The organism is Achromobacter colocynthidis, assembly GCF_057334535.1.
Genome location: NZ_JBHFIZ010000024.1, coordinates 66424 through 88070, shown reverse-complemented (window position 1 = coordinate 88070; position 21647 = coordinate 66424). Strand labels below are relative to the sequence as shown.

At 63.7% G+C, this 21647-nt stretch carries 17 protein-coding genes; 15 read left to right on the top strand and 2 right to left on the bottom strand.

What is annotated here, in order from left to right; genetic code table 11:
* Positions 1-3: 3 nt before the first annotated feature.
* The 13 genes from ACE04A_RS09045 to ACE04A_RS08985 all read left to right on the top strand — a co-directional run bounded on the left by ACE04A_RS09045 (position 4) and on the right by ACE04A_RS08985 (position 16007).
* Complete coding sequence (locus ACE04A_RS09045; protein WP_006217962.1) at positions 4-1260, top strand: NADH-quinone oxidoreductase subunit D; 1257 nt, start codon at positions 4-6, stop codon at positions 1258-1260.
* 47 nt (positions 1261-1307) lie between these two features.
* Complete coding sequence (gene nuoE, locus ACE04A_RS09040; RefSeq protein ID WP_006217963.1) at positions 1308-1802, top strand: NADH-quinone oxidoreductase subunit NuoE; 495 nt, start codon at positions 1308-1310, stop codon at positions 1800-1802.
* Complete coding sequence (gene nuoF / locus ACE04A_RS09035; protein ID WP_485820054.1) at positions 1799-3166, top strand: NADH-quinone oxidoreductase subunit NuoF; 1368 nt, start codon at positions 1799-1801, stop codon at positions 3164-3166. The genes nuoE and nuoF overlap by 4 nt, the downstream gene beginning before the upstream one ends.
* 15 nt (positions 3167-3181) lie before the next feature.
* Entirely contained in the window at positions 3182-5509 is a 2328-nt protein-coding gene (nuoG, locus tag ACE04A_RS09030) for an NADH-quinone oxidoreductase subunit NuoG (protein ID WP_100857382.1), read from the top strand.
* Complete coding sequence (nuoH, locus tag ACE04A_RS09025; RefSeq protein ID WP_050448546.1) at positions 5509-6582, top strand: NADH-quinone oxidoreductase subunit NuoH; 1074 nt, start codon at positions 5509-5511, stop codon at positions 6580-6582. The genes nuoG and nuoH overlap by 1 nt, the downstream gene beginning before the upstream one ends.
* 21 nt (positions 6583-6603) lie before the next feature.
* Positions 6604-7092: an NADH-quinone oxidoreductase subunit NuoI gene (gene nuoI, locus ACE04A_RS09020; protein WP_006217967.1), complete on the top strand. Its 489-nt coding sequence runs from the start codon at positions 6604-6606 to the stop codon at positions 7090-7092.
* Between the two features lie 17 nt (positions 7093-7109).
* The gene (locus tag ACE04A_RS09015) at positions 7110-7766 is read left to right on the top strand and encodes an NADH-quinone oxidoreductase subunit J (protein WP_448718584.1); all 657 of its coding nucleotides are present in this window, start codon (positions 7110-7112) and stop codon (positions 7764-7766) included.
* Complete coding sequence (gene nuoK / locus ACE04A_RS09010) at positions 7763-8071, top strand: NADH-quinone oxidoreductase subunit NuoK (RefSeq protein ID WP_006217969.1); 309 nt, start codon at positions 7763-7765, stop codon at positions 8069-8071. Before ACE04A_RS09015 ends, nuoK begins: the two co-directional genes overlap by 4 nt.
* A 17-nt stretch (positions 8072-8088) precedes the next feature.
* The gene (gene nuoL / locus ACE04A_RS09005; RefSeq protein WP_485820053.1) at positions 8089-10131 is read left to right on the top strand and encodes an NADH-quinone oxidoreductase subunit L; all 2043 of its coding nucleotides are present in this window, start codon (positions 8089-8091) and stop codon (positions 10129-10131) included.
* A complete protein-coding gene (locus ACE04A_RS09000) occupies positions 10128-11630 on the top strand; it encodes an NADH-quinone oxidoreductase subunit M (protein WP_259251950.1) in 1503 nt (500 codons plus the stop codon). Before nuoL ends, ACE04A_RS09000 begins: the two co-directional genes overlap by 4 nt.
* 9 nt (positions 11631-11639) lie before the next feature.
* Positions 11640-13124: an NADH-quinone oxidoreductase subunit NuoN gene (gene nuoN, locus ACE04A_RS08995; protein WP_259251949.1), complete on the top strand. Its 1485-nt coding sequence runs from the start codon at positions 11640-11642 to the stop codon at positions 13122-13124.
* A 13-nt stretch (positions 13125-13137) separates the two neighbouring features.
* Positions 13138-13467, top strand: a complete 330-nt coding sequence (locus ACE04A_RS08990; protein ID WP_100857376.1) for a DUF2818 family protein — start codon at positions 13138-13140, stop codon at positions 13465-13467.
* Positions 13468-13727: 260 nt separating this feature from the next.
* Positions 13728-16007, top strand: coding sequence for a TonB-dependent receptor (locus tag ACE04A_RS08985; RefSeq protein WP_448718582.1), 2280 nt, complete (start codon positions 13728-13730; stop codon positions 16005-16007).
* A 70-nt stretch (positions 16008-16077) separates the two neighbouring features.
* Here the strand turns inward: ACE04A_RS08985 and serB are convergent, their stop codons facing one another.
* The gene (gene serB, locus ACE04A_RS08980) at positions 16078-16935 is read right to left on the bottom strand and encodes a phosphoserine phosphatase SerB (protein ID WP_448718581.1); all 858 of its coding nucleotides are present in this window, start codon (positions 16933-16935) and stop codon (positions 16078-16080) included.
* Positions 16936-16959: 24 nt separating this feature from the next.
* Positions 16960-20424 (bottom strand): transcription-repair coupling factor, encoded by a 3465-nt coding sequence (gene mfd, locus ACE04A_RS08975; RefSeq protein WP_447988128.1) that lies wholly within the window; start codon positions 20422-20424, stop codon positions 16960-16962.
* 47 nt (positions 20425-20471) lie between these two features.
* On the opposite strand from mfd, the gene ispD reads away from it, so the two are divergent.
* Together ispD and ispF are read left to right on the top strand one after the other, a co-directional pair.
* A complete protein-coding gene (gene ispD, locus ACE04A_RS08970; RefSeq protein WP_259251945.1) occupies positions 20472-21155 on the top strand; it encodes a 2-C-methyl-D-erythritol 4-phosphate cytidylyltransferase in 684 nt (227 codons plus the stop codon).
* Complete coding sequence (gene ispF, locus ACE04A_RS08965; protein WP_279995911.1) at positions 21152-21643, top strand: 2-C-methyl-D-erythritol 2,4-cyclodiphosphate synthase; 492 nt, start codon at positions 21152-21154, stop codon at positions 21641-21643. The genes ispD and ispF overlap by 4 nt, the downstream gene beginning before the upstream one ends.
* Positions 21644-21647 lie beyond the last annotated feature (4 nt).

Below are 21647 nucleotides of genomic sequence, written 5' to 3'. Positions count from 1 at the left end.
ATCATGGCAGAAATCAAGAACTACACGCTTAACTTCGGTCCTCAGCATCCGGCCGCGCACGGTGTGTTGCGCCTGGTGCTGGAACTGGACGGCGAAGTCATCCAGCGCGCCGACCCGCACATCGGCCTGCTGCATCGCGCCACCGAAAAGCTGGCCGAGCACAAGACCTACATCCAGGCGCTGCCCTACATGGACCGCCTGGACTACGTGTCCATGATGTGCAACGAGCACGCCTACGTCATGGCCATCGAAAAGCTGCTGGGCGTTGAAGCCCCGCTGCGCGCGCAGTACATCCGCGTGATGTTCGACGAAATCACGCGCCTGCTGAACCACCTGATGTCGCTGGGTTCGCACGCACTCGACGTGGGCGCCATGGCCGTGTTCCTGTACGCCTTCCGTGAACGCGAAGACCTGATGGACTGCTACGAAGCGGTCTCGGGCGCGCGCATGCACGCGGCTTACTACCGTCCGGGTGGCGTCTACCGTGATTTGCCGGACACGATGCCGCAGTACGGCGACACCAGCAAATACCGCGGCGACAAAGAAATGCGCATCATGAATGACGCGCGTTCGGGCTCGCTGCTGGACTTCATCGAAGACTTCACCAACCGCTTCCCGGCCTGCGTCGACGAGTACGAAACGCTGCTGACCGACAACCGCATCTGGAAGCAGCGTCTGGTGGGCATCGGCGTGGTTGACCCCGATCGCGCCAAGGCGCTGGGCTTTACCGGCCCGATGCTGCGCGGCTCCGGCGTCGCCTGGGACTTGCGCAAGACGCAACCCTACGAAGTCTATGACCTGCTTGATTTCGACATCCCCGTGGGTGTCAACGGCGACTGCTACGACCGCTACCTGGTCCGCATCGCTGAAATGCGTGAAAGTAACCGCATCATCCGCCAGTGCGTGGAATGGCTGCGCAACAACCCGGGTCCGGTCATGATCGAGAATCACAAGATCGCCCCGCCCAAGCGCACCGCCATGAAGACCAACATGGAAGAGCTGATCCATCACTTCAAGCTTTTCACCGAAGGTTTCCACGTGCCCCCGGGCGAGGCTTATGCCTCGGTGGAGCACCCCAAGGGCGAGTTCGGCATCTATCTGGTGTCGGACGGCGCCAACAAGCCTTACCGCCTGAAGATTCGGGCCCCCGGCTTTGTCCACCTGCAATCGCTGGATGAGATGTCGCGCGGTCACATGATCGCCGACGCCGTCACCATCATTGGTACGCAGGACATCGTTTTCGGCGAGATCGATCGCTGATCCGCCCAGACAGTCACGAGCACGCCCGCATAACCCGGATTCAAACTATGCTGCTTTCCGAACAGGCCTACCAGAAAATCGACCGAGAACTCGCGAAGTTCCCGGCCGACCAGCGGCAGTCCGCCATCATGGCCTCGCTTGCCATCGCGCAAGAAGAGAAGGGCTGGTTGGCTACCGAAACCATTGAAGATGTGGCCAATTACATTGGCGTCCCGCCCATTGCGGTGCAGGAAGTCGCCACGTTCTACAACATGTTCGACGTCAAGCCCGTCGGCAAGAACAAGATCGCCGTCTGCACGAACCTGCCCTGTGCCTTGCGCGATGGCGATCGTGCCGGCGAATACCTCAAGCGCAAGCTGGGTGTCGACTACCGCCAAACCACCGCCGACGGCCAGTTCACGCTGGTTGAAGGCGAATGCATGGGCGCTTGCGGCGATTCCCCCGTGCTGATCGTGAACAACAAGCATATGTGCGTGCGCATGACCGACGAGAAGCTGGACGCGCTGGTCGCGGCCCTCAAGGTGCAAGGAGAGTCGGCATGAACGCGCCCGACCTGTACAAGCAGTTCGCGCAGGGGCTCGCCCCCAACCCGCTGAACGACGTGTCCAATTCGATGTGCCTGCACGGCCGCCACATCCAGCCGCAGATCATGGCTGATGTCGACGGCGCCAACTGGCGCCTCGAAGACTACGTCAAGCGCGGCGGCTACGAAGCCCTGAAGAAGATCCTGACCACCGGCATGAAGCCGGAAGACGTGATCGCCGAAGTCAAGGCGTCGGGTCTGCGCGGCCGTGGCGGCGCGGGCTTCCCGACCGGCCTGAAGTGGAGCTTCATGCCGCGCGCGTTCCCCGGCCAGAAGTACCTCGTCTGCAACTCGGACGAAGGCGAGCCGGGCACGTTCAAGGACCGCGACATCCTGCGCTTCAATCCGCACATCGTGATTGAAGGCATGGCGATCGCGGCCTACGCCATGGGCATCAGCGTCGGCTACAACTACATCCACGGCGAAATCTTCGAAGTGTATGAACGCTTCGAAGAAGCGCTGGAAGAGGCGCGCGCCGCCGGCTTCCTGGGCGACAAGATCCTGGGTTCGGACTACAGCTTCCAGCTGCACGCGTTCCACGGCTACGGCGCCTACATCTGCGGCGAAGAAACCGCGTTGCTGGAATCGCTGGAAGGCAAGAAGGGCCAACCGCGCTTCAAGCCGCCGTTCCCGGCCAGCTTCGGCCTGTACGGCAAGCCCACCACGATCAACAACACCGAAACGTCCGCGGCCGTGCCGTGGATCATCCGCAACAGCGGCCAGGCTTACCTGGAAGTCGGCAAGCCGAACAACGGCGGCACCAAGCTGTTCTCGATCACCGGCGACGTTGAACGCCCCGGCAACTACGAGATTCCGCTGGGCACCCCGTTCTCGACCCTGCTGGAACTGGCGGGCGGCATGCGCGGCGGCAAGAAACTGAAGGCGGTGATCCCTGGCGGATCCAGCGCCCCGGTGCTGCCGGCCGACATCATCATGGAATGCACGATGGACTATGACTCCATCGCCAAGGCCGGCTCGATGCTCGGTTCTGGCGCGGTGATCGTCATGGACGAAACGCGCTGCATGGTGAAGTCGCTGCTGCGTCTGTCGTACTTCTATTTCGAGGAAAGCTGCGGCCAGTGCACGCCGTGCCGCGAAGGCACCGGCTGGCTCTACCGCATGGTGCATCGCATCGAAAACGGTCACGGCCGTCCGGAAGATCTGGACTTGCTGGACAACGTGGCAGGCAACATCATGGGCCGCACCATCTGCGCCCTGGGTGACGCCGCCGCCATGCCCGTCCGTGGCTTCCTCAAGCATTTTCGCGACGAATTCGCGCACCACATCGAGCATAAGTCTTGTGTGGTCCCGCAATATCTGTAGGTCTCAGGAACAGCAATGGTTGAACTAACCGTCGACGGCAATCAGGTCGAAGTGCCCGAAGGCAGCATGGTCATGCATGCCGCTCAGAAAGTCGGGCTTTACGTGCCGCATTTCTGCTACCACAAGAAACTGTCCATCGCGGCCAACTGCCGGATGTGCCTGGTTGAAGTGGAAAAAGCGCCCAAGGCGCTGCCCGCCTGCGCCACGCCCGTGACCAACGGCATGGTCGTCCACACCTGCTCTGAAAAGGCTCGCGCCGCTCAGAAGTCGGTGATGGAATTCTTGCTCATCAATCACCCCCTGGACTGCCCGATCTGCGATCAGGGCGGCGAATGCCAGTTGCAGGATCTGGCCGTGGGTTACGGTGGCTCTTCCTCGCGTTACCAAGAGGAAAAGCGCGTCGTCTTCCACAAGGATCTGGGTCCGCTGGTTTCCGCCGAGGAAATGAGCCGCTGCATCCACTGCACCCGCTGCGTGCGCTTCGGCCAGGAAATCGCCGGCGTCATGGAATTGGGCATGCTGGGCCGTGGCGAACACTCCGAGATCACGACGTTTGTCGGCCGCTCGATCGAGTCCGAACTGTCGGGCAACATGATCGACATCTGTCCGGTGGGCGCGCTGACCTCCAAGCCCTTCCGCTACAGCGCCCGCACCTGGGAACTGGCTCGCCGCCGCTCGGTCAGCCCGCACGACAGCCTGGGCGCCAACCTGGTGGTCCAGGTCAAGGGCGACCGCGTCATGCGCGTGGTGCCGTTCGAAGACGAAGCCGTCAACGAATGCTGGATCAGCGACCGCGACCGCTTCTCGTACGAAGGCCTGAACAGCGACGACCGCCTGACCGCCCCGATGATCAAGGGCACCGACGGCAAGTGGCAGGAAGCCTCGTGGGCTGACGCGCTGCAAGCCGTGGCTCAAGGCCTGTCGCGTGTTCGCGATAGCTTCGGCGCCGGCCAGATCGGCGCGCTGGCGTCGGAATACGCCACCACCGAAGAATATGCGCTGCTGGGCCGCCTGGTCCGCGCGCTGGGTTCCGAGAACATCGACTTCCGCCTGCGCCAGACCGACCCGGCTTTCGACGCCGCGTTGACCGGTGCACCGTGGCTGGGCATGCCCATCGCTGAACTCGACAACCTGGACCGCGTTCTGGTCGTCGGCTCGTTCCTGCGCAAGGATCACCCGCTGATGGCGCAACGCCTGCGTCAAGCCGCCAAGCGCGGTACGCAGATCCTGATGGTCGACAGCGCCGCTGACGATCCTCTGATGCCCATCGCCGCCCGCATCACCGTGGCGCCGTCCGAGCTGCCGCGCGCGCTGGCTGAAGTGGCCGTTGCCCTGGCGCAAGCCAAGGAACAAGCCGTGCCGGCCGAATTCGCCTCGGTCACCCCGGGCGAAAACGCCAAGATCATCGCCGCCAGCCTGGCTTCCGGCGCCAACACCGCCGTGCTGCTGGGCAACCTGGCCGTCGCCAGCGCCCAAGCTTCGACGCTGGCCGCCAACGGCCGCGCCGTGGCGAACCTGGCCGGTGGCAAGTTCGGCTTCCTGACTTCCGGCGGCAACACCGTCGGCGGTTACCTGGCCGGCGCCGTTCCGGGCAAGGGCGGCAAGACCGCCGCCGCCATGCTGGCCGAGCCGCTCAAGGCCTACATCGTGCTGCACGCCGAGCCGCTGCTGGATGCCGACAACGGCCAGCAAGCCATCGCCGCGCTGCGTGGCGCGCAATTCGCCGTGGCCCTGACGCCTTACCGCTCGGCCGCCGCCGAATGGGCCGACGTCATGCTGCCGGTGTCGCCGTTCACCGAAACCTCGGGCACCTTCGTCAACGCGCAAGGCCTGGCCCAGAGCTTCAAGGGCACGGTCACGCCGTTGGGCCAGACCCGTCCGGGCTGGAAGGTCCTGCGTGTATTGGGCAACGTGCTGCATTTGGCCGGCTTTGACGATGAAACGTCGGAATCGGTGCGCGACGCCGCGCTGGCCGGTGGCATCGAAGGCCGCCTGTCCAACGACGTCAAGGCGCCGCTGGGCCTGGGTCAGGCACTGACCGGCCTGGAGCGCGTGGCCGACGTGCCGATCTACCGCACCGACGCCATGGTTCGCCGTTCGGAGCCGCTGCAAGCGTCCCCGGCCTCGAAGAAGCCGGCTGCCGCCATGAACGGCCGCACGCTCACCAGCCTGGGCCTGACGGCCGGGGTCAAGGTGCGCGTGGCGGGTGCGCAAGGCGCCGTCGAACTCGAAACCGTGCAGGATGATGCCGTGGCCGACCGCGCCGTGCGCATTTCCGCAGCCTTTGATAACACCGCAGCCCTGGGTGGCGCATTCGGTCAACTCAGCGTGGAGCGTGCCTGATGGAATGGCTTAATGTTCTTGAGAGCCACGGGCAGGAGCTGCTGGGCCCGACGGTCTGGATGGTCCTCTGGACCCTCATCAAGATTGTGATCATCGCCGTGCCGATCATTCTGTGCGTTGCGTACCTGACGTACTGGGAACGCAAGATGATCGGCGCCATGCACGTGCGCATGGGTCCGAACCGCGTCGGTTTCAAGGGGCTGTTGCAGCCGTTTGCCGACGTGTTCAAGCTGCTGACCAAGGAAGTCGTGGTTCCCAGCCAGGCCAACAAGGTGCTGTTCATCGTGGCCCCCGTGGTCACGTTGATGCCCGCGCTGGCCGCCTGGGCGGTGGTGCCCTTCGGTCCTGATATCGTGCTGGCCAACGTCAACGCCGGCCTGCTGTACATCATGGCCATCACGTCTATCGGCGTGTATGGCGTGATCGTGGCGGGCTGGGCGTCGAACTCCAAGTACGCCTTCCTGGGCGCGCTGCGCGCTTCGGCACAGATGCTGTCCTACGAACTGGCCATCGGCTTCGTGCTCGTCACGGTGCTGCTGGTGTCGGGCAGCCTGAACATGTCCGAAATCGTCAATGTCCAGAACCGCGGCTGGTTTGCGGAAAAGGGCCTGACGTTCATGTCCTGGAACTGGCTGCCGCTGTTGCCGCTGTTCGTGATCTACGTGATTTCGGCCGTGGCCGAAACCAACCGCCACCCGTTCGACGTGGTCGAAGGCGAATCGGAAATCGTGGCTGGCCACATGGTCGAGTACTCGGGTATGGCCTTCGCCCTGTTCTTCCTGGGTGAATACGCCAACATGATCCTGCTGTCGTGCATGGCGTCGATCATGTTCCTGGGCGGCTGGGCTTCCCCGATCGACATCGCGCCGCTGACCTGGATTCCGGGTTGGATCTGGCTGGGTCTGAAGACATTCTTCGTGGTCTCGTTGTTTGTGTGGTTCCGCGCATCGTTCCCGCGCTACCGCTATGACCAGATCATGCGTTTGGGTTGGAAAATCTTCATCCCGCTGACCGGCGTTTGGCTGGTCGTGGTGGCGATCTGGATGCAGACGCCCTGGAACATTTGGCGCTAAGCCGCCAGGCAGAGGCAGGATATGGAAGCGATCAAAGATTTCTTCGGCAGCCTGATGCTGACCGAGTTGCTCAAGGGCATGCGCCTGACGGGCAAGTACTTTTTCAAGCGCAAGGTCACCTTGCGTTATCCGCAGGAAAAGACGCCCACGTCGGCGCGATTCCGCGGCCTGCACGCGTTGCGCCGCTACCCCAACGGGGAAGAGCGTTGCATCGCGTGCAAGCTGTGTGAAGCCGTGTGCCCGGCCTTGGCGATCACCATCGAATCGGACCAACGCGAGGACGGCACCCGCCGCACCACGCGCTACGACATCGATCTGACCAAGTGCATTTTCTGCGGCTTCTGTGAGGAAAGCTGCCCCGTGGACTCGATCGTGGAAACCCATATCCACGAATACCACGGTGAAAAGCGCGGCGACCTGTATTTCACCAAAGACATGCTGCTCGCCGTGGGCGACCGCTACGAAGCCGACATCGCCCGCCGCCGGGCCGACGACGCTCCTTACCGTTGAAGCCCAGGGTCTGATCCATGACTTTTACCACTGTCCTTTTCTACATACTGGCCGCCGTGCTGGTGATCGCGGCATTCCGCGTGATCACCGCGCGCAGTCCGGTCACCGCGGTATTGCACCTGATCCTGGCATTCTCCAACGCAGCCATGCTGTGGATGCTGCTGGGCGCTGAATTCCTGGCCTTGCTGCTGGTGCTGGTGTACGTGGGCGCCGTGATGGTGCTCTTCCTTTTCGTCGTGATGATGCTGGACATCCGCATGGACGCCATGCGCCAGGGCATGAAGACCTACCTGCCGCTTGGCCTGGTGATCGGTCTGGTGCTGGTGCTGGAAATGTCGTTCGTGCTGGGTTCCACCTGGTATGGCGCGGGTCCGCAAGCCCCGGTCGCCGGCGACTACAACAATGCTCGCGCGCTGGGCGAAGTGATGTACACGCAGTACGTCTACGCCATTGAAGTCGGCGCCGCGCTGCTGCTGGTGGGCATGGTCGCCGCGATTGCGCTGACGCTGCGCCGCCGCCGCGACGTGAAGTACAACGACCCGGTTGCCGCCGTGCGCGTCCGCTCGAAGGACCGCTTCCGCATGGTCAACATGCCCGCCCAGAGCGAGCGTGCCCAAGCCAAGCGTGATGCCTCGTCCGGCGCCGCCGCCGCGCCCCAAGGAGAAAAACAATGACGCTGACGCTGGCCCACTATCTGATCCTTGGGGCGATCCTGTTCGCCATCGGGATCTTCGGCATCTTCCTGAACCGCCGCAACCTGATCATTCTCTTGATGTCCATCGAGCTCGTGCTCCTGGCCGTCAACATGAACTTCGTGGCGTTCTCCAGCTGGTTCGGCGACACCGCCGGCCAGGTGTTCGTGTTCTTCATCCTGACCGTGGCCGCCGCTGAAGCGGCGATCGGCCTGGCCATCCTGGTGCTGCTGTTCCGCAACCTGAACACGATCAACGTTGACGAACTCGATCGCCTGAAGGGCTGACGGGGTATTGGAAGAAAATGTCTAGCTCACCCAATCTCTACTTGCTCATCGCGCTGGCACCGCTGGCCGGAGCAATTCTCGCGGGCCTTTTCGGCACCGGCTTCCTGGGCCGTCCCATCGGCCGCCGCGCGTCCCACGTCATCACGATTCTTGGCGTGCTCATCTCGGCCATCGGTTCGGTGGTGGTGCTGGGCGACGTCCTGAACGGCCTGCGCTTTGACGGCGCGGTCTACACCTGGAGCCTGATCGGCCAGACCAAGCTGGAAATCGGCTTCCTGATCGATCCCCTGTCGGCCATGATGATGGTCGTGGTGACGTCCGTGTCGCTGATGGTGCACATCTACACCATCGGCTACATGGCTGATGACCCCGGCTATCAGCGCTTCTTCTCGTACATCTCGCTGTTCACGTTCTCCATGCTGATGCTGGTGATGTCGAACAACATGGTGCAGCTGTTCTTCGGCTGGGAAGCAGTGGGCCTGGTGTCGTACCTGCTGATCGGTTTCTGGTACACCCGCCCGACGGCCATCTTCGCCAACATGAAGGCATTCCTCATCAACCGCGTCGGTGACTTCGGCTTCGTGCTGGGTATCGGCCTGTTGTTCGCGTACGCCGGCACGATGCACTACGGCGAAGTCTTCGCCCAAGCCGACAAGCTGGCCGCGATGACCCTGCCGGGTTCTGACTGGATGCTGCTGACGGTGGCGTGTATCTGCCTGTTCATCGGCGCCATGGGCAAATCGGCCCAGGTTCCGCTGCACGCCTGGCTGCCTGACTCGATGGAAGGCCCGACCCCGATCTCCGCGCTGATCCACGCCGCCACCATGGTGACGGCCGGTATCTTCATGGTTGCGCGCTTCTCGCCGCTGTTCGAACTGTCGGACGTGGCGCTGTCGTTCATCATCGTGATCGGCGCCATCGGCGCGCTGTTCCTGGGCATCCTGGGCATCATCCAGACCGACATCAAGCGCGTTGTTGCGTACTCCACGCTGTCGCAGCTGGGTTACATGACCGTCGCGCTGGGCGCCTCGGCCTACTCGGTGGCCATTTTCCACCTGATGACCCACGCCTTCTTCAAGGCGCTGCTGTTCCTGGGCGCGGGTTCGGTCATCATCGGCATGCACCACGACCAGGACATCCGCAACATGGGCGGCCTGCGCAAGTACATGCCCATCACCTGGATCACGTTCCTGCTGGGCACGCTGGCACTGGTTGGCACGCCGTTCTTCTCGGGTTTCTACTCGAAGGAAAACATCATCGACGCGGCCGGCCACGCCAACGTCTGGGGCGCAAGCTTCGCGTACTACGCCGTGCTGATCGGTGTGTTCGTGACCTCGCTGTACTCGTTCCGCGTGTACTTCCTGGTCTTCCACGGCAAGGAACGCTTTGACACCAGCGACCACGGTCACGGCCATGGCCACGACGACCATGCCCATGACGACCACGGTCACGACGATCACGGCCACGGCCATCATGGCGGCAAGCCGCATGAGTCGCCCTGGGTGGTGACGCTGCCGCTGATCCTGCTGGCGATTCCGTCGGTGCTGGTTGGCGCCTGGGCGGTTGACCCGATGCTGTTCGGCAAGTTCTTCAACGGCGTGATCACGGTGCTGCCGCAGCATCCGGCCATGCACGAACTGCAAGAAGAATGGCACGGCTGGGTTGCCTACGGCCTGCATGCCTTCCAGACCCTGCCGTTCTGGCTGGTCGTGGCTGGTTTCGTCATTGCCTGGTACTGCTACCTGATCAATCCCAAGGTTCCGGCCGCCATCAAGGCCAACCTGTCCGGCGTGAACAAGGTGCTTGAAAACAAGTACTACGTGGACTGGGTCAACGAGCAGATCATTGCTCGCGGCATGCGCGCCCTGGGCCGTGGCCTGTGGCAGACCGGCGACCGCGGCATCATCGATGGCCTGTTGGTCAACGGTAGCGCCCGCGTCGTGGGCTGGGTGGCAGCGGTCAGCCGTCACCTGCAGTCCGGCTTCATCTATCACTACGCGTTCGCGATGATCATCGGCATCATGGCGCTGGTGACTTTCTTTGTGCTGATTCCCCAATGATGGCAAGCGAGATGGCATCCAACACTTTCCCCTGGCTCACGCTTGCGATCTTTGTCCCGATCGTATTCGGCCTGCTGGTGCTGGCGGTGGGCCGTGACGACCGTCCCGGTCTGGCGCGCGGCTTGTCGCTGGCTGGCGCCGTTGCCGGTTTCCTCGTCACGATTCCGCTCTACACCGGTTTTGACAACACCACGGCCGCCATGCAGTTCGTGGAAAAGGCCTCGTGGATCGAAGCCTTCAACGTCAATTACCACCTCGGCATCGACGGCATTTCGCTGTGGTTCGTCCTCCTGACCGCGTTCATCACCGTCATCGTGGTGCTGGCCGGCTGGGAAGTCATCACCAGCCGCGTGGCGCAGTACATGGCCGCCTTCCTGATCCTGTCGGGTCTGATGGTGGGCGTGTTCGCCGCGCTGGACGGCATGCTGTTCTACGTGTTCTTCGAAGCCACGCTGATCCCGATGTACATCATCATCGGGGCGTGGGGCGGCGATAACCGTATCTACGCGGCATTCAAGTTCTTCCTGTACACGCTGATGGGTTCTCTGCTGACCCTGATCGCCTTCATCTACCTGTGGCACGCATCGGGTGGTTCGTTCGACATCCTGACCTGGCACCAGGTCAAGCTGGGCCAGACCGAACAGATCCTGATCTTCGTGGCGCTGCTGGCGGCGTTCGCGGTGAAGGTGCCGATGTGGCCGGTTCACACGTGGTTGCCGGACGTGCACGTGGAAGCGCCCACGGGCGGCTCCATCGTGCTGGCCGCGATCATGCTGAAGCTGGGCGCCTATGGCTTCCTGCGCTTCTCGCTGCCGATCACGCCCGACGCCTCGCACAGCCTGGCCGGCCTGATGATCACGCTGTCGCTGATCGCGGTGATCTACATCGGCCTGGTGGCGATCATCCAGGAAGACATGAAGAAGCTGGTGGCTTACTCGTCGGTTGCCCACATGGGTTTCGTGACGCTGGGCTTCTTCATCTTCAACACGGCCGGCGTCGAAGGCGCCATCGTGCAGATGATTTCCCACGGCTTCGTGTCGGGCGCCATGTTCATGTGTATCGGCGTGCTGTACGACCGCATGCACTCGCGCCAGATCGCCGATTACGGTGGTGTGGTCAACGTGATGCCGCGCTTCGCCACGTTCTTCATCCTGTTCTCGATGGCCAACAGCGGCCTGCCGGCCACCAGCGGTTTCGTCGGCGAGTTCATGGTGATCATGGGCGCGGTCGAGCACAACTTCTGGATCGGCCTGTTGGCGGCTACCGCCCTGATCATGGGTGCTGCGTATTCGCTGTGGATGGTCAAGCGTGTGGTCCTGGGCGACATCGCCAATGACCACGTCCGCGAGCTGACCGATATCAACCGCCGCGAATTTGTGATTCTTGGCGTGATGGCGATCGCCGTGTTGTACATGGGGATCTATCCCAAGCCCTTTACCGACGTCATGCACGTCTCGGTCGAGGCCCTGCTGCAACACGTTGCCGTCTCGAAACTGTAAGACAAGACAATGATGCAATCCCAAATCGATTTCGCCCTGGCGGCGCCGGAAATCCTTCTGCTGGTTTCCGGCCTGGCTATCCTGCTCGTCGACGCGGTCAGCAATCACCCCGAGCGCAAGCCGACGTTTCTGCTGACCCTGCTGGTATTGGGCGCGCTGACCGTCGTGTCGGCCGTGCAATGGATGAACGGCGTTAAGGGCGCGACCTTCCATGGTCTGTACGTCACCGACGAACTGTCGCACCTGCTGAAGATCGCGTCCTACATCGCCGTGGGCGCCACGCTGGTCTATGGCCGTGTCTACGCGCAAGTGCGTGACATGCTCAAGGGCGGCGAGCTCTACGTCCTGACGCTGTTCGCGCTGCTGGGCCAGATGGTCATGATTTCCTCCGGGAACCTGATCTCCATCTACCTGGGCCTGGAACTGATGTCGTTGGCGCTGTACGCGCTGATCGCGCTGCGCCGCGATGACGTCGTCGCCACCGAAGCCGCCATGAAGTACTTCGTGCTGGGCGCGTTGGCCTCGGGCTTCCTGCTGTACGGCATGTCGATGGTCTACGGCGCCACGGGTCACCTTGACCTGGCCGAAGTGTCCAAGGTCATCGCCGCCGGCAAGGCCGAGAAGATGGCGCTGGTGTTCGGCATCGTGTTCCTGGTGTCGGGCTTGGCGTTCAAGCTGGGCGCCGTGCCGTTCCACATGTGGGTGCCGGACGTCTATCAAGGTTCGCCGACCGCCGTCACGCTGATCCTGGGCGGCGCGCCCAAGCTGGCCGCCTTCGCCATCACGCTGCGCCTGCTGGTGGACGGCCTGCATGGCCTGGCCGCCGACTGGCAGCCGATGCTGATGATCCTGGCCGTGCTGTCGCTGGCGATCGGTAACCTGACCGCCATCGCGCAGACCAACTTCAAGCGCATGCTGGCTTACTCGACCATTTCGCACATGGGCTTCGTGCTCCTGGGCCTGATGTCGGGCGCGGTCGAGGGCAAGCCGGAACTGTCGTCGGCCGCCTATGGCGCGTCGCTGTTCTACATGCTGACCTACGTGCTGACCACGCTGGCCAGCTTCGGCATCGTGCTGCTGCTGTCGCGCCAGGGTTTCGAGTGCGAGCACATCGACGACCTGAAGGGCCTGAACCGCCGCAGCCCGTGGCATGCCCTCATCGTGCTGCTGCTGATGTTCTCGCTGGCCGGCATTCCGCCGCTGGTGGGCTTCTACGCCAAGCTGGCCGTGCTGCAAGCGCTGATCAGCGCGGGCCACGTGACGCTGGCCGTGATCGCGGTGCTGTTCTCGCTGATCGGTGCGTTCTATTACCTGCGTGTCGTCAAGGTTGTTTACTTCGACGAGCCGGTGGCCGATGCCGCCCCGATCGTCGCCACCTGCGGCCAACGCGGCCTGCTGTCGATCAACGGCGCCATGATGCTGGTGCTGGGCCTGTTGCCCGGTGGCCTGATGGCGCTGTGCGTACAGGCGATTCGTTCGTCGCTGAGCCTGTAAGCGGAATACAGCCATGAACCAGACGCTGGCGGTATGGCTGTTGATCGCGTTGGCGCTGGTCAGCGCCAACCTGCCGTTCCTGACCGAACGTGTATTCGCCGTCTTGCCCTGGAAGCAGGGTGGGGCGGTGGCGGTCAAGCCGTTCTGGATGCGTCTGGTTGAAGTGCTGGTGTTTTACGCCCTGGTTGGCGCGTTGGGTTTTGCATTCGAATCCACCCTGGGCAATCGCTTTGCCCAGACGTGGGAGTTCTACGCCATTACCCTCAGCCTGTATCTGGTGCTGGCCTATCCCGGCTTCGTCTACCGCTATCTGTTCAAGCGGCACCCGCGGTTGCGGGTCTGAGCGCCCGCCAAAGCCACTAACGCCCCGTCTGGGGCGTTTTTGTTTTGGGGATGTGAATTGCGCCACGCTTGTGGCCGCGCCCTATGGCGGCCGTTGTGGTGGCTGGGGGACGTGTCCCTGTTAGCAACTGGCAACTGTTGTTTTTTCATCTTTTAGCGACGGGCGCGGCCAGCGTTCAGGCAGCTTTCAGCGTTCAGGATCAAAATCGCAACCGGTAAAAAAATAAGAATCGTTGCTATTCACATTCTGGAGAAGCTGGTTTGAAGCCCCAAGATTCGTATTCGCTGAATACGCTCGCTACCTCGCTTGCCGCGGCCATAGCGGCGCCCGCCCTGTTCATCAGCCCCTATGCCGCCGCGCAGTCCGCGGATTCGGGTGTCACGCAGCTTGCGCCGGTGCGGGTGGAGGGCGAGGGCTCTTCCTACCAGACCACAACGGTGCCGTCGCCCAAGATGACCGCCCCGTTGCTGGACACCCCGCGCACGGTGCAGGTGGTGCCGAAACAGGTGATCCAGGATCAGGCCGCGTCGACCTTGCAGGACGTGTTGCGCAATTCGCCGGGCATTACGTTCGGCGCCGGTGAAGGCGGCCGCCCGGGCGGCGATCTGCCGATCATCCGTGGGCAGAACTCCGCAAGCAGCCTGTTCCTGGACGGTATCCGCGATTCCAGCACGCAGGTGCGCGACACCTTCAACCTGGAGCAGGTGGAAGTGATCAAGGGCCCGGACTCGGTGTATTCCGGCCGGGGCGGCGCGGGCGGCAGTATCAACATGGTCAGTAAGGCGCCCAAGACGACCGACTTCACCGAAGCCACCGCGCAGATCGGCACCGACAACAATTACCGTGGCACCATCGACAGCAACTGGCGCCTGGCCGACAAGGCCGCCTTTCGCCTGAACGTGATGGGCAACAAGGGCGATGTGGCCGGCCGCGACAACGCCGTGGACTTCGAGCGCTGGGGCGTGGCGCCGTCGCTGATGCTGGGCGTGGGCACGCCGACGCGCATCACGCTCAGCTACTACCACTATCAAGACGACAGCATGCCGGACTACTCCATTCCGTATGACCCGAAGACGGGTCAGCCGGTCACGGAGACGATGGGCGTGAGCCGCAAGACCTTCTATGGCCTGACCGACCGCGACTTCATGAAGACCCGTGACGATGTCGCCACGGTCGACTTCCAGCACGATTTCTCGGACAAGCTGCAACTGCGCAACGTGACCCGCTACGGCCGTGGCACCACGGACTTTGCGGCGACGAACCCGGACGACAGCAAGGGCAACGTGGCCAACGGCTTGGTGTACCGCGCGCTGAAGTCGGGCTACTACGTCACAAAGACCTTCGCCAACCAGACCGACCTGACCGGCGAATTCGACACGGGCAGCCTGAAGCACACCTTCGACCTGGGCTTTGAATACAGCAACATCAAGCAGAACAAGGACGGCTACAAGGAATCGGGCGTGCCCTCGGGCGGCAGCAACTGCGTGACCGCGACGAGCGCCGCGGGCGTCAACACCTACGCCAACCCGGCACTGTGCGCGTCCTTGTGGGACCCGGACCCCGGCACCGACTACCCGGGCACCCTGACCCGCAACAACAACCCCGCGCGCTACAACACGGACACCTTGGCGGTCTACGGGTTTGACACCATCAAGTTCAACGAGCAGTGGCAAGCCAGCCTGGGCGCGCGCTGGGACAACTACCGCACCAGCGGCAGCAACATCGCCGCCGGCCGCAACGACCCAGCAGGCACGCCGTCGTTCTACAGCACCAGCCGCAACGACAACCTGTTCAACTACCAGGTCGGCCTGGCGTACAAGCCCTTGCCCAACGGCACCATCTACGTCACCTACGGCACCTCGTCCACGCCCTCGGCCATTGCGGCCAGCGCCACCAGCGACGCCACGTCGCTGAGCACGTCGTCGCTGGCACCCGAGAAAAGCCGCACGGTGGAAGTAGGCACCAAGTGGCAGGTGTTCGACGATCGCCTGACGCTGTCGGCGGCGGCGTTCCACGACATCCGCAAGAACACCAGCGTGGCCGTTTCCGCCACCGAAGTGGCGCAGGTGGGCGAGGCCAAGGTGCGCGGCATTGAGCTGGGCTTCTCGGGCAACATCACGCCCAAGTGGAACGTGTTCGGCGGCTACACCTTCATGGACAGCGAAATGACCAAGGGCGCCTACAACAGCGGCGCCGTCGGTCAGGACCTGCCCAACACCCCGCGCAACGCCTTCAGCCTGTGGACCACCTACAAGGTGCTGCCCAAGCTGACGGTGGGCGGCGGCGCGTATTACGTGGACAAGGTCTACGGCAATTCAGACGCCACCCGCAATGCCAACGGCACGCCCAAGGCACGCTGGGTGCCGTCGTACTGGCGTTTCGACGCTATGGCGGCCTACGAATTCAACGAACACTACTCGGCGCAGTTGAACGTGCTGAACCTGTTCGACGAAACGTATTACACCAAGGCCTACGCGGCGCACTATGCGGCGCTGGGTACCGGCCGCGCGGCGTTGTTGACGCTGAAGATGCGCTACTGAGCGGACGTGGAAATGGAAATAGCCACCTTGATCGGTGGCTATTTTTTTGCGTGTTGAAACCCGGGCGAAATCAGCTTTCAAACCAGTTCAGCACGCCGTCCAGCCCGGTGACGTTCAAGGCGAAGCGCGTTTGCTCGCGCACCACGGGCTTGGCGTGATACGCCACGGGGAAGCCCGCGGCGCCCAGCATCAGCAAGTCGTTGGCGCCGTCGCCCATGGCGATGATCTGGTCTTTGGTGGCGCCGTGCGTGCGCGCGAACTCGCGCAGGTAGACGGCCTTGGCCTGCGCGTCCAGGATGTCACCCAGCACGTGGCCGGTCAGCAGGCCATTGTCGATTTCCAGCGTGTTGGCGTGGGCGCTGTCCAGCTTCAGGCGTTCGCGCAGGCGGTCGGTAAAGAAGGTGAAGCCGCCCGATACCAGCAGCACTTTGATGCCGGCTGCCTGCGCGGTGGAGATGAGCCGTTCGGCGCCGGGGTTCAGGCGCAGCTTTTCCACATAGACCTGTTCCAGCGCCTCGGCCGGCACGCCCTTGAGCAGCGCGACGCGGCGGCGCAGGCTTTCAGCGAAGTCCTTGATTTCGCCGCGCATGGCGGCTTCGGTGATTTCGGACACCTTGTCCTTCACACCCACCACGCCCGCGATCTCGTCGATGCACTCGATGTTGATCAGCGTGGAATCCATGTCCATCGCAAGCACTTTGCAGTCAGACAGCTTCAGCCCGGCCGGCACGAACGCCACATCGACACCGTGCTGTTCGGCCCAGGCCACCACTTCGGCGCGGGTTAGGGCGTCGTGCTGAACGTCCAGCAAGCGGGCGGCGGTGTTGCTGATGCGCGCCACGCCCTGGGCCTGGGCCATGGCGGCCAGTTGCTCGGCCTGTTCGATGCGAAGGCCGGGGGATTGGACGACAAGGTGATGGGTGGTCATAAGAAAAGTGAGAAGGTCGTGGATTTACTTCAAGGCACGCAGCACGGCGCGAATGGCGTCTGAGCGGGCGGGGATCTGCGCGGCTTTGATCTCAACGCGCAATTTATCCTGTCCGGCCAGTTTGATGTTGCGTTGGCGTTGCACCAGTTCAATGATGCGGGCCGGGTCGACGCTGGTCTTGGGCCCGAACTGGATCAGCGCCTGGGCTTCGCTGGCGTCGATCTTGACGATGCCCAACGGCTGCGCGGCCAGGCGCAGGCGATGCGAGGTCAAGAGCGTTTGCGCGGCTTCGGGCAGCTTGCCGAAGCGGTCGATCAGTTCTTCCTGGATGCGGATCAGGTCGTCTTCGTCGGCGGCGTGCGCCAGGCGCTTGTAGATGCCCAGGCGCGCATGCACGTCGGCGCAGTAGTCGGACGGCAGCAGGGCCGGCGCATGCAGATTGACTTCGCAGGCCAGGTTGAAGGGCGCGTCTAGATCGGGCTCTTCGCCCGCGCGCAGCGCGCGCACGGCTTCGTTGAGCATCTCGTTGTACATCGAGAAGCCCACTTCCTGGATGTTGCCCGACTGCGAGTCGCCCAGCACTTCGCCGGTGCCGCGGATTTCCAGGTCGTGCATGGCCAGGTAGAAGCCGGACCCCAGTTCCTCCATGGCCTGGATCGCTTCCAGGCGCTTTTTGGCATTGGTGGTGATGGCGTCTTCGCCGGGCGTCAGCAGGTAGGCGTAGGCCTGGTGGTGCGAACGGCCCACGCGGCCGCGCAACTGGTGCAACTGCGCCAGCCCGAAGCGGTCGGCGCGGTGGATCACGATGGTGTTGGCGGTGGGCACGTCGATGCCGGTCTCGATGATGGTGGTACACAGCAGCACGTTGTAGCGCTGCTGGTAGAAGCCCTTCATTACCTGTTCCAGCTCGCGCTCGGGCATCTGCCCGTGCGCGACCGCGATGCGTGCTTCCGGCACCAGTTCTTCCAGGCGGGCGCGGCGGTTGTGGATGGTTTCCACCTCGTTGTGCAGAAAGTAGCACTGGCCGCCGCGCTTGAGTTCGCGCAAGAGCGCTTCGCGCAGCGTGCTGCCGTCTTCGCGGCGCACGAAGGTCTTGATGGCCAGGCGCTTTTGCGGCGCGGTGGCGATGACGGAGAAATCCCGGATGCCTTCCAGTGACATGCCCAGCGTGCGCGGAATGGGGGTGGCCGTCAGCGTCAGCACGTCGACCTCGGCGCGCAGCGCTTTCAGCGCTTCTTTCTGGCGCACGCCAAAGCGGTGTTCCTCGTCGATGATGACCAGTCCCAGGCGTTTGAATTTCACGTCCTTGGACAGGATCTTGTGCGTGCCGATCACGATGTCGACCCGACCGTCGTTGATGCCCTCGACGGCGGCGGCCACTTCCTTGGCGGAGCGGAAACGCGACAGTTCCACCACGCGCACTGGCCAATCGGCAAAGCGGTCAGAAAACGTTTGCGCGTGCTGTTCGGCCAGCAGCGTGGTGGGGCAGAGCAGGGCGACCTGCTTGCCGTTGGCCACGGCCAGGAAGGCGGCGCGCAAGGCCACTTCGGTCTTGCCGAAGCCCACGTCGCCGCAGACCAAGCGGTCCATCGGACGGCCCGACGTCATATCGGCGATCACGGCTTCGATGGCGGCGCGCTGGTCGACGGTTTCCTCGAAGCCGAAGCCCTCGGCGAACGCCTGGTAATCGTTCAAAGGCAGGTTGAACGCGAAGCCTTCGCGCGCTGCGCGCTGCGCATACAGCGCCAGCAGTTCGGCGGCGGTGTCGCGCACTTGCTTGGCGGCCTTGCGGCGCGCCTTGTCCCACTGGCCGGAACCCAGTTGGTGCAGCGGCGCCGCGTCGGGGTCGGCGCCGCTGTAGCGTGCGATCACGTGCAGTTGCGACACCGGCACGTAGAGCGTGCTGCCGTTGGCGTATTCAAGATGGAGGAATTCCATCTCGCCTTCGCCCATGTCCATGTTGACCAGCCCGTGGTAGCGGCCGATGCCGTGCTGCGCGTGGACGACGGGGTCGCCGGCGCGCAGTTCGGACAGGTCGCGCACCATGGCTTCGACGTTGCTGGCGCGTTCCTGGTCGCGCTTGCCACGCCGGCCCGTGTTGGCATGGCCCGGGTACAGGTCGTTTTCGGTCAGGAAGGCCAGATTGGCCTGAGGCAGGCCGAAGCCCGTGGCCAGCGGCGCGGCTACGATGCCGAAGTTGGCGTCCGACGCCAGGAAGGCTTCGATCGTGTCGGGCTGCGCGTCCGGCGTGACGCCGAATTCGTTCAGCATCTGCACCAGGGTCTCGCGCCGGCCGGCGGAGTCGGCGCATAGCAATACGCGGGTCTCGCGCGTTTGGACCAAGGCGCGCAGCTTGGCGATGGGGTCGTCGGAACGGCGCGCCACGCTGACGTCGGGCACGGCGCGGAAATCGGGATGCGGGTCGCCGGCGGTCAAGGACAGGCGGCGAAATTCCTTTAGCCGCGTGTACAGCGTTTCGTTATCCAGGAACAACGCCGAAGGCGGCAGCACGGGGCGCTCGCGGTCGCTCTTGAGGAAGTTGTAGCGGCTGGACGTGTCCTGATTGAAGCGCTGGATGGCGTCGTCGATATCGCCGACGGTGACGGTGACCGTGCCCGTGGTCAGGTAATCGAATAGCGTGGCGGTTTCTTCGAAGAACAGCGGCAGGTAGTACTCGACGCCGGCGAACGGGATGCCGTTGCCGATATCTTTATAGGGCAGGGCGCGGGACGGATCGCCCTCGAAAATTTCGCGAAAGCGGGCGCGGAAACGGGTGCGCGAGTCTTCGTCCATGGGGAACTCGCGGCCGGGCAGCAACTGGACTTCGCGCACGGGGTACAGGCTGCGCTGGGTGTCCACGTCGAAGCTGCGGATGGTTTCGATCTCGTCGTCGAACAGGTCCAGCCGGTAAGGCACAACCGAACCCATGGGAAACAGGTCGATCAGGCCGCCCCGCAGGCAGAATTCGCCCGGCGCGGTGACCTGGGTCACGTGGTTGTAGTTGGCCAGCGTCAACTGCGCGCGCAGGGCCGCTTCGTTCAGCTTGTCTTTCTGCTTGAACGAAAACGTGTAGGCGGCCAGGAACGACGGCGGCGCCAGGCGATACAAGGCGGTGGTGATAGGCACCGTCAGCACGTCCACCGTCTTCATCATCAGCGAATGCAGCGTGTGCAGGCGCTGGGAAATCAGATCCTGGTGCGGGGAAAAGGCGTCGTAGGGCAGCGTTTCCCAGTCCGGCAACTGGCTGACGCGCAGGTCAGGCGCGAATAGCTGGATCTCTTCGGCCAGCCGCTGGGCCTCCACCGGCTCGGCGGTCAGGATGACCACGGGCGCGGAGGCCTGACGGGCCAAGTCCGCCAGCAGCCAGGCGTCTCCCGAACCGGGCGGCCGGGGCTGCGCATAGCGCGCGCCGGGTTTCAGCGCGGACAAAGTTGAGGCGGTCGCGGGGACGGGCGGCGCGGCGGTGGCGGGGGAAGTGGGGGTGGGCATCAGGCTGGAAGCAGGCATCAAGCGGAAGATTATAAAATCACCGCACCATGTCTGACTCAATCATTGCAATCGTTCCCGCCGCGGGCGTCGGCGTCCGTGCCAGCCAGCCCGGCGCCGAGCCCGTGCCCAAGCAATATCGTCCATTGGCCGGACAGCCCATGCTGCGCCATGCGGTGCGCGCGCTGCTGGCCGATGAGCGCGTGTCGCAGGTGCGGGTGGCGGTGACGCCGGGCGATGGCTGGGTGGACGCGGCGCTGGCGGGCTTGCCGCGCACCGTTTGGCGCGCGTGCGGCGGCGCGACGCGGGCCGATACCGTGGCCGGCGCGCTGGCCGATAGCGGCGTGGCCGACGATACCTGGGTGCTGGTGCACGATGCCGCCCGCCCCGGATTGCCAGAAGGCGCGTTGCGCCGCTTGATCGACGCCTGCCTGGCTGACCCGGTGGGCGGCCTGCTGGCGTTGCCGGTGGCCGACACCGTCAAGGGCGGACGCGATCGCGTCGAACGCACGCTGGACCGCAATGGGCTGTGGCTGGCGCAGACGCCGCAAATGTTTCGGGCCGGCGTGCTGCGCGATGCGCTGACGGCGGCCTCCGTGAATGGCGTGACCGTTACCGACGAAGCCTCCGCGCTAGAGGCGGCGGGCTACGCGCCATTGCTGGTCCCCGGCGCCTTGCGCAATTTCAAGGTGACGTGGCCGGATGATTTCGAACTGATGGAAAAATGGCTATGAGCATTCCTTTTCGCGTTGGGCAGGGCTTTGACGTGCATGCCTTGGTCGAAGGCCGGCCGCTGATCATCGGCGGTGTCACGATCCCGCACACGCATGGTTTGCTGGGCCATTCCGATGCCGACGTGCTGCTGCACGCCGTTACCGATGCGCTGCTGGGCGCGGCAGGGCTGGGCGACATCGGGCGGCATTTTCCGGATACCGATCCCGCATTCAAGGGTGCGGACAGCCGTGTGCTGTTGCGCGAAGCCATGGCGCGGGTGCGCGCCGCGGGCTGGACGCCGGTCAACATCGACGCGACGCTGCATGCGCAAGCTCCCAAGATTGGCCCGCACGCGCCCGCCATGGTGAAGAACATCGCCGCCGATACCGGGCTGGCCGAGGCCGACGTGAACATCAAGGCCAAGACCAACGAGGGCCTGGGTTATTTGGGCCGCAAGGAAGGCATTGCCGCGACTGTCGTCACGCTGCTGGCCCGCACAAACGCCTGATGGC

Excerpts from the sequence above, each read along its gene's own strand:
- ACE04A_RS09045 (WP_006217962.1), top strand. The coding sequence starts at position 4 with ATGGCAGAAATCAAGAACTACACGCTTAACTTCGGTCCTCAGCATCCG.
- nuoE (WP_006217963.1), top strand. The coding sequence starts at position 1,308 with ATGCTGCTTTCCGAACAGGCCTACCAGAAAATCGACCGAGAACTCGCG.
- nuoF (WP_485820054.1), top strand. The coding sequence starts at position 1,799 with ATGAACGCGCCCGACCTGTACAAGCAGTTCGCGCAGGGGCTCGCCCCC.
- nuoG (WP_100857382.1), top strand. The coding sequence starts at position 3,182 with ATGGTTGAACTAACCGTCGACGGCAATCAGGTCGAAGTGCCCGAAGGC.
- nuoH (WP_050448546.1), top strand. The coding sequence starts at position 5,509 with ATGGAATGGCTTAATGTTCTTGAGAGCCACGGGCAGGAGCTGCTGGGC.
- nuoI (WP_006217967.1), top strand. The coding sequence starts at position 6,604 with ATGGAAGCGATCAAAGATTTCTTCGGCAGCCTGATGCTGACCGAGTTG.
- ACE04A_RS09015 (WP_448718584.1), top strand. The coding sequence starts at position 7,110 with ATGACTTTTACCACTGTCCTTTTCTACATACTGGCCGCCGTGCTGGTG.
- nuoK (WP_006217969.1), top strand. The coding sequence starts at position 7,763 with ATGACGCTGACGCTGGCCCACTATCTGATCCTTGGGGCGATCCTGTTC.
- nuoL (WP_485820053.1), top strand. The coding sequence starts at position 8,089 with ATGTCTAGCTCACCCAATCTCTACTTGCTCATCGCGCTGGCACCGCTG.
- ACE04A_RS09000 (WP_259251950.1), top strand. The coding sequence starts at position 10,128 with ATGATGGCAAGCGAGATGGCATCCAACACTTTCCCCTGGCTCACGCTT.
- nuoN (WP_259251949.1), top strand. The coding sequence starts at position 11,640 with ATGATGCAATCCCAAATCGATTTCGCCCTGGCGGCGCCGGAAATCCTT.
- ACE04A_RS08990 (WP_100857376.1), top strand. The coding sequence starts at position 13,138 with ATGAACCAGACGCTGGCGGTATGGCTGTTGATCGCGTTGGCGCTGGTC.
- serB (WP_448718581.1), bottom strand. The coding sequence starts at position 16,935 with ATGACCACCCATCACCTTGTCGTCCAATCCCCCGGCCTTCGCATCGAA.
- mfd (WP_447988128.1), bottom strand. The coding sequence starts at position 20,424 with ATGCCCACCCCCACTTCCCCCGCCACCGCCGCGCCGCCCGTCCCCGCG.
- ispD (WP_259251945.1), top strand. The coding sequence starts at position 20,472 with ATGTCTGACTCAATCATTGCAATCGTTCCCGCCGCGGGCGTCGGCGTC.
- ispF (WP_279995911.1), top strand. The coding sequence starts at position 21,152 with ATGAGCATTCCTTTTCGCGTTGGGCAGGGCTTTGACGTGCATGCCTTG.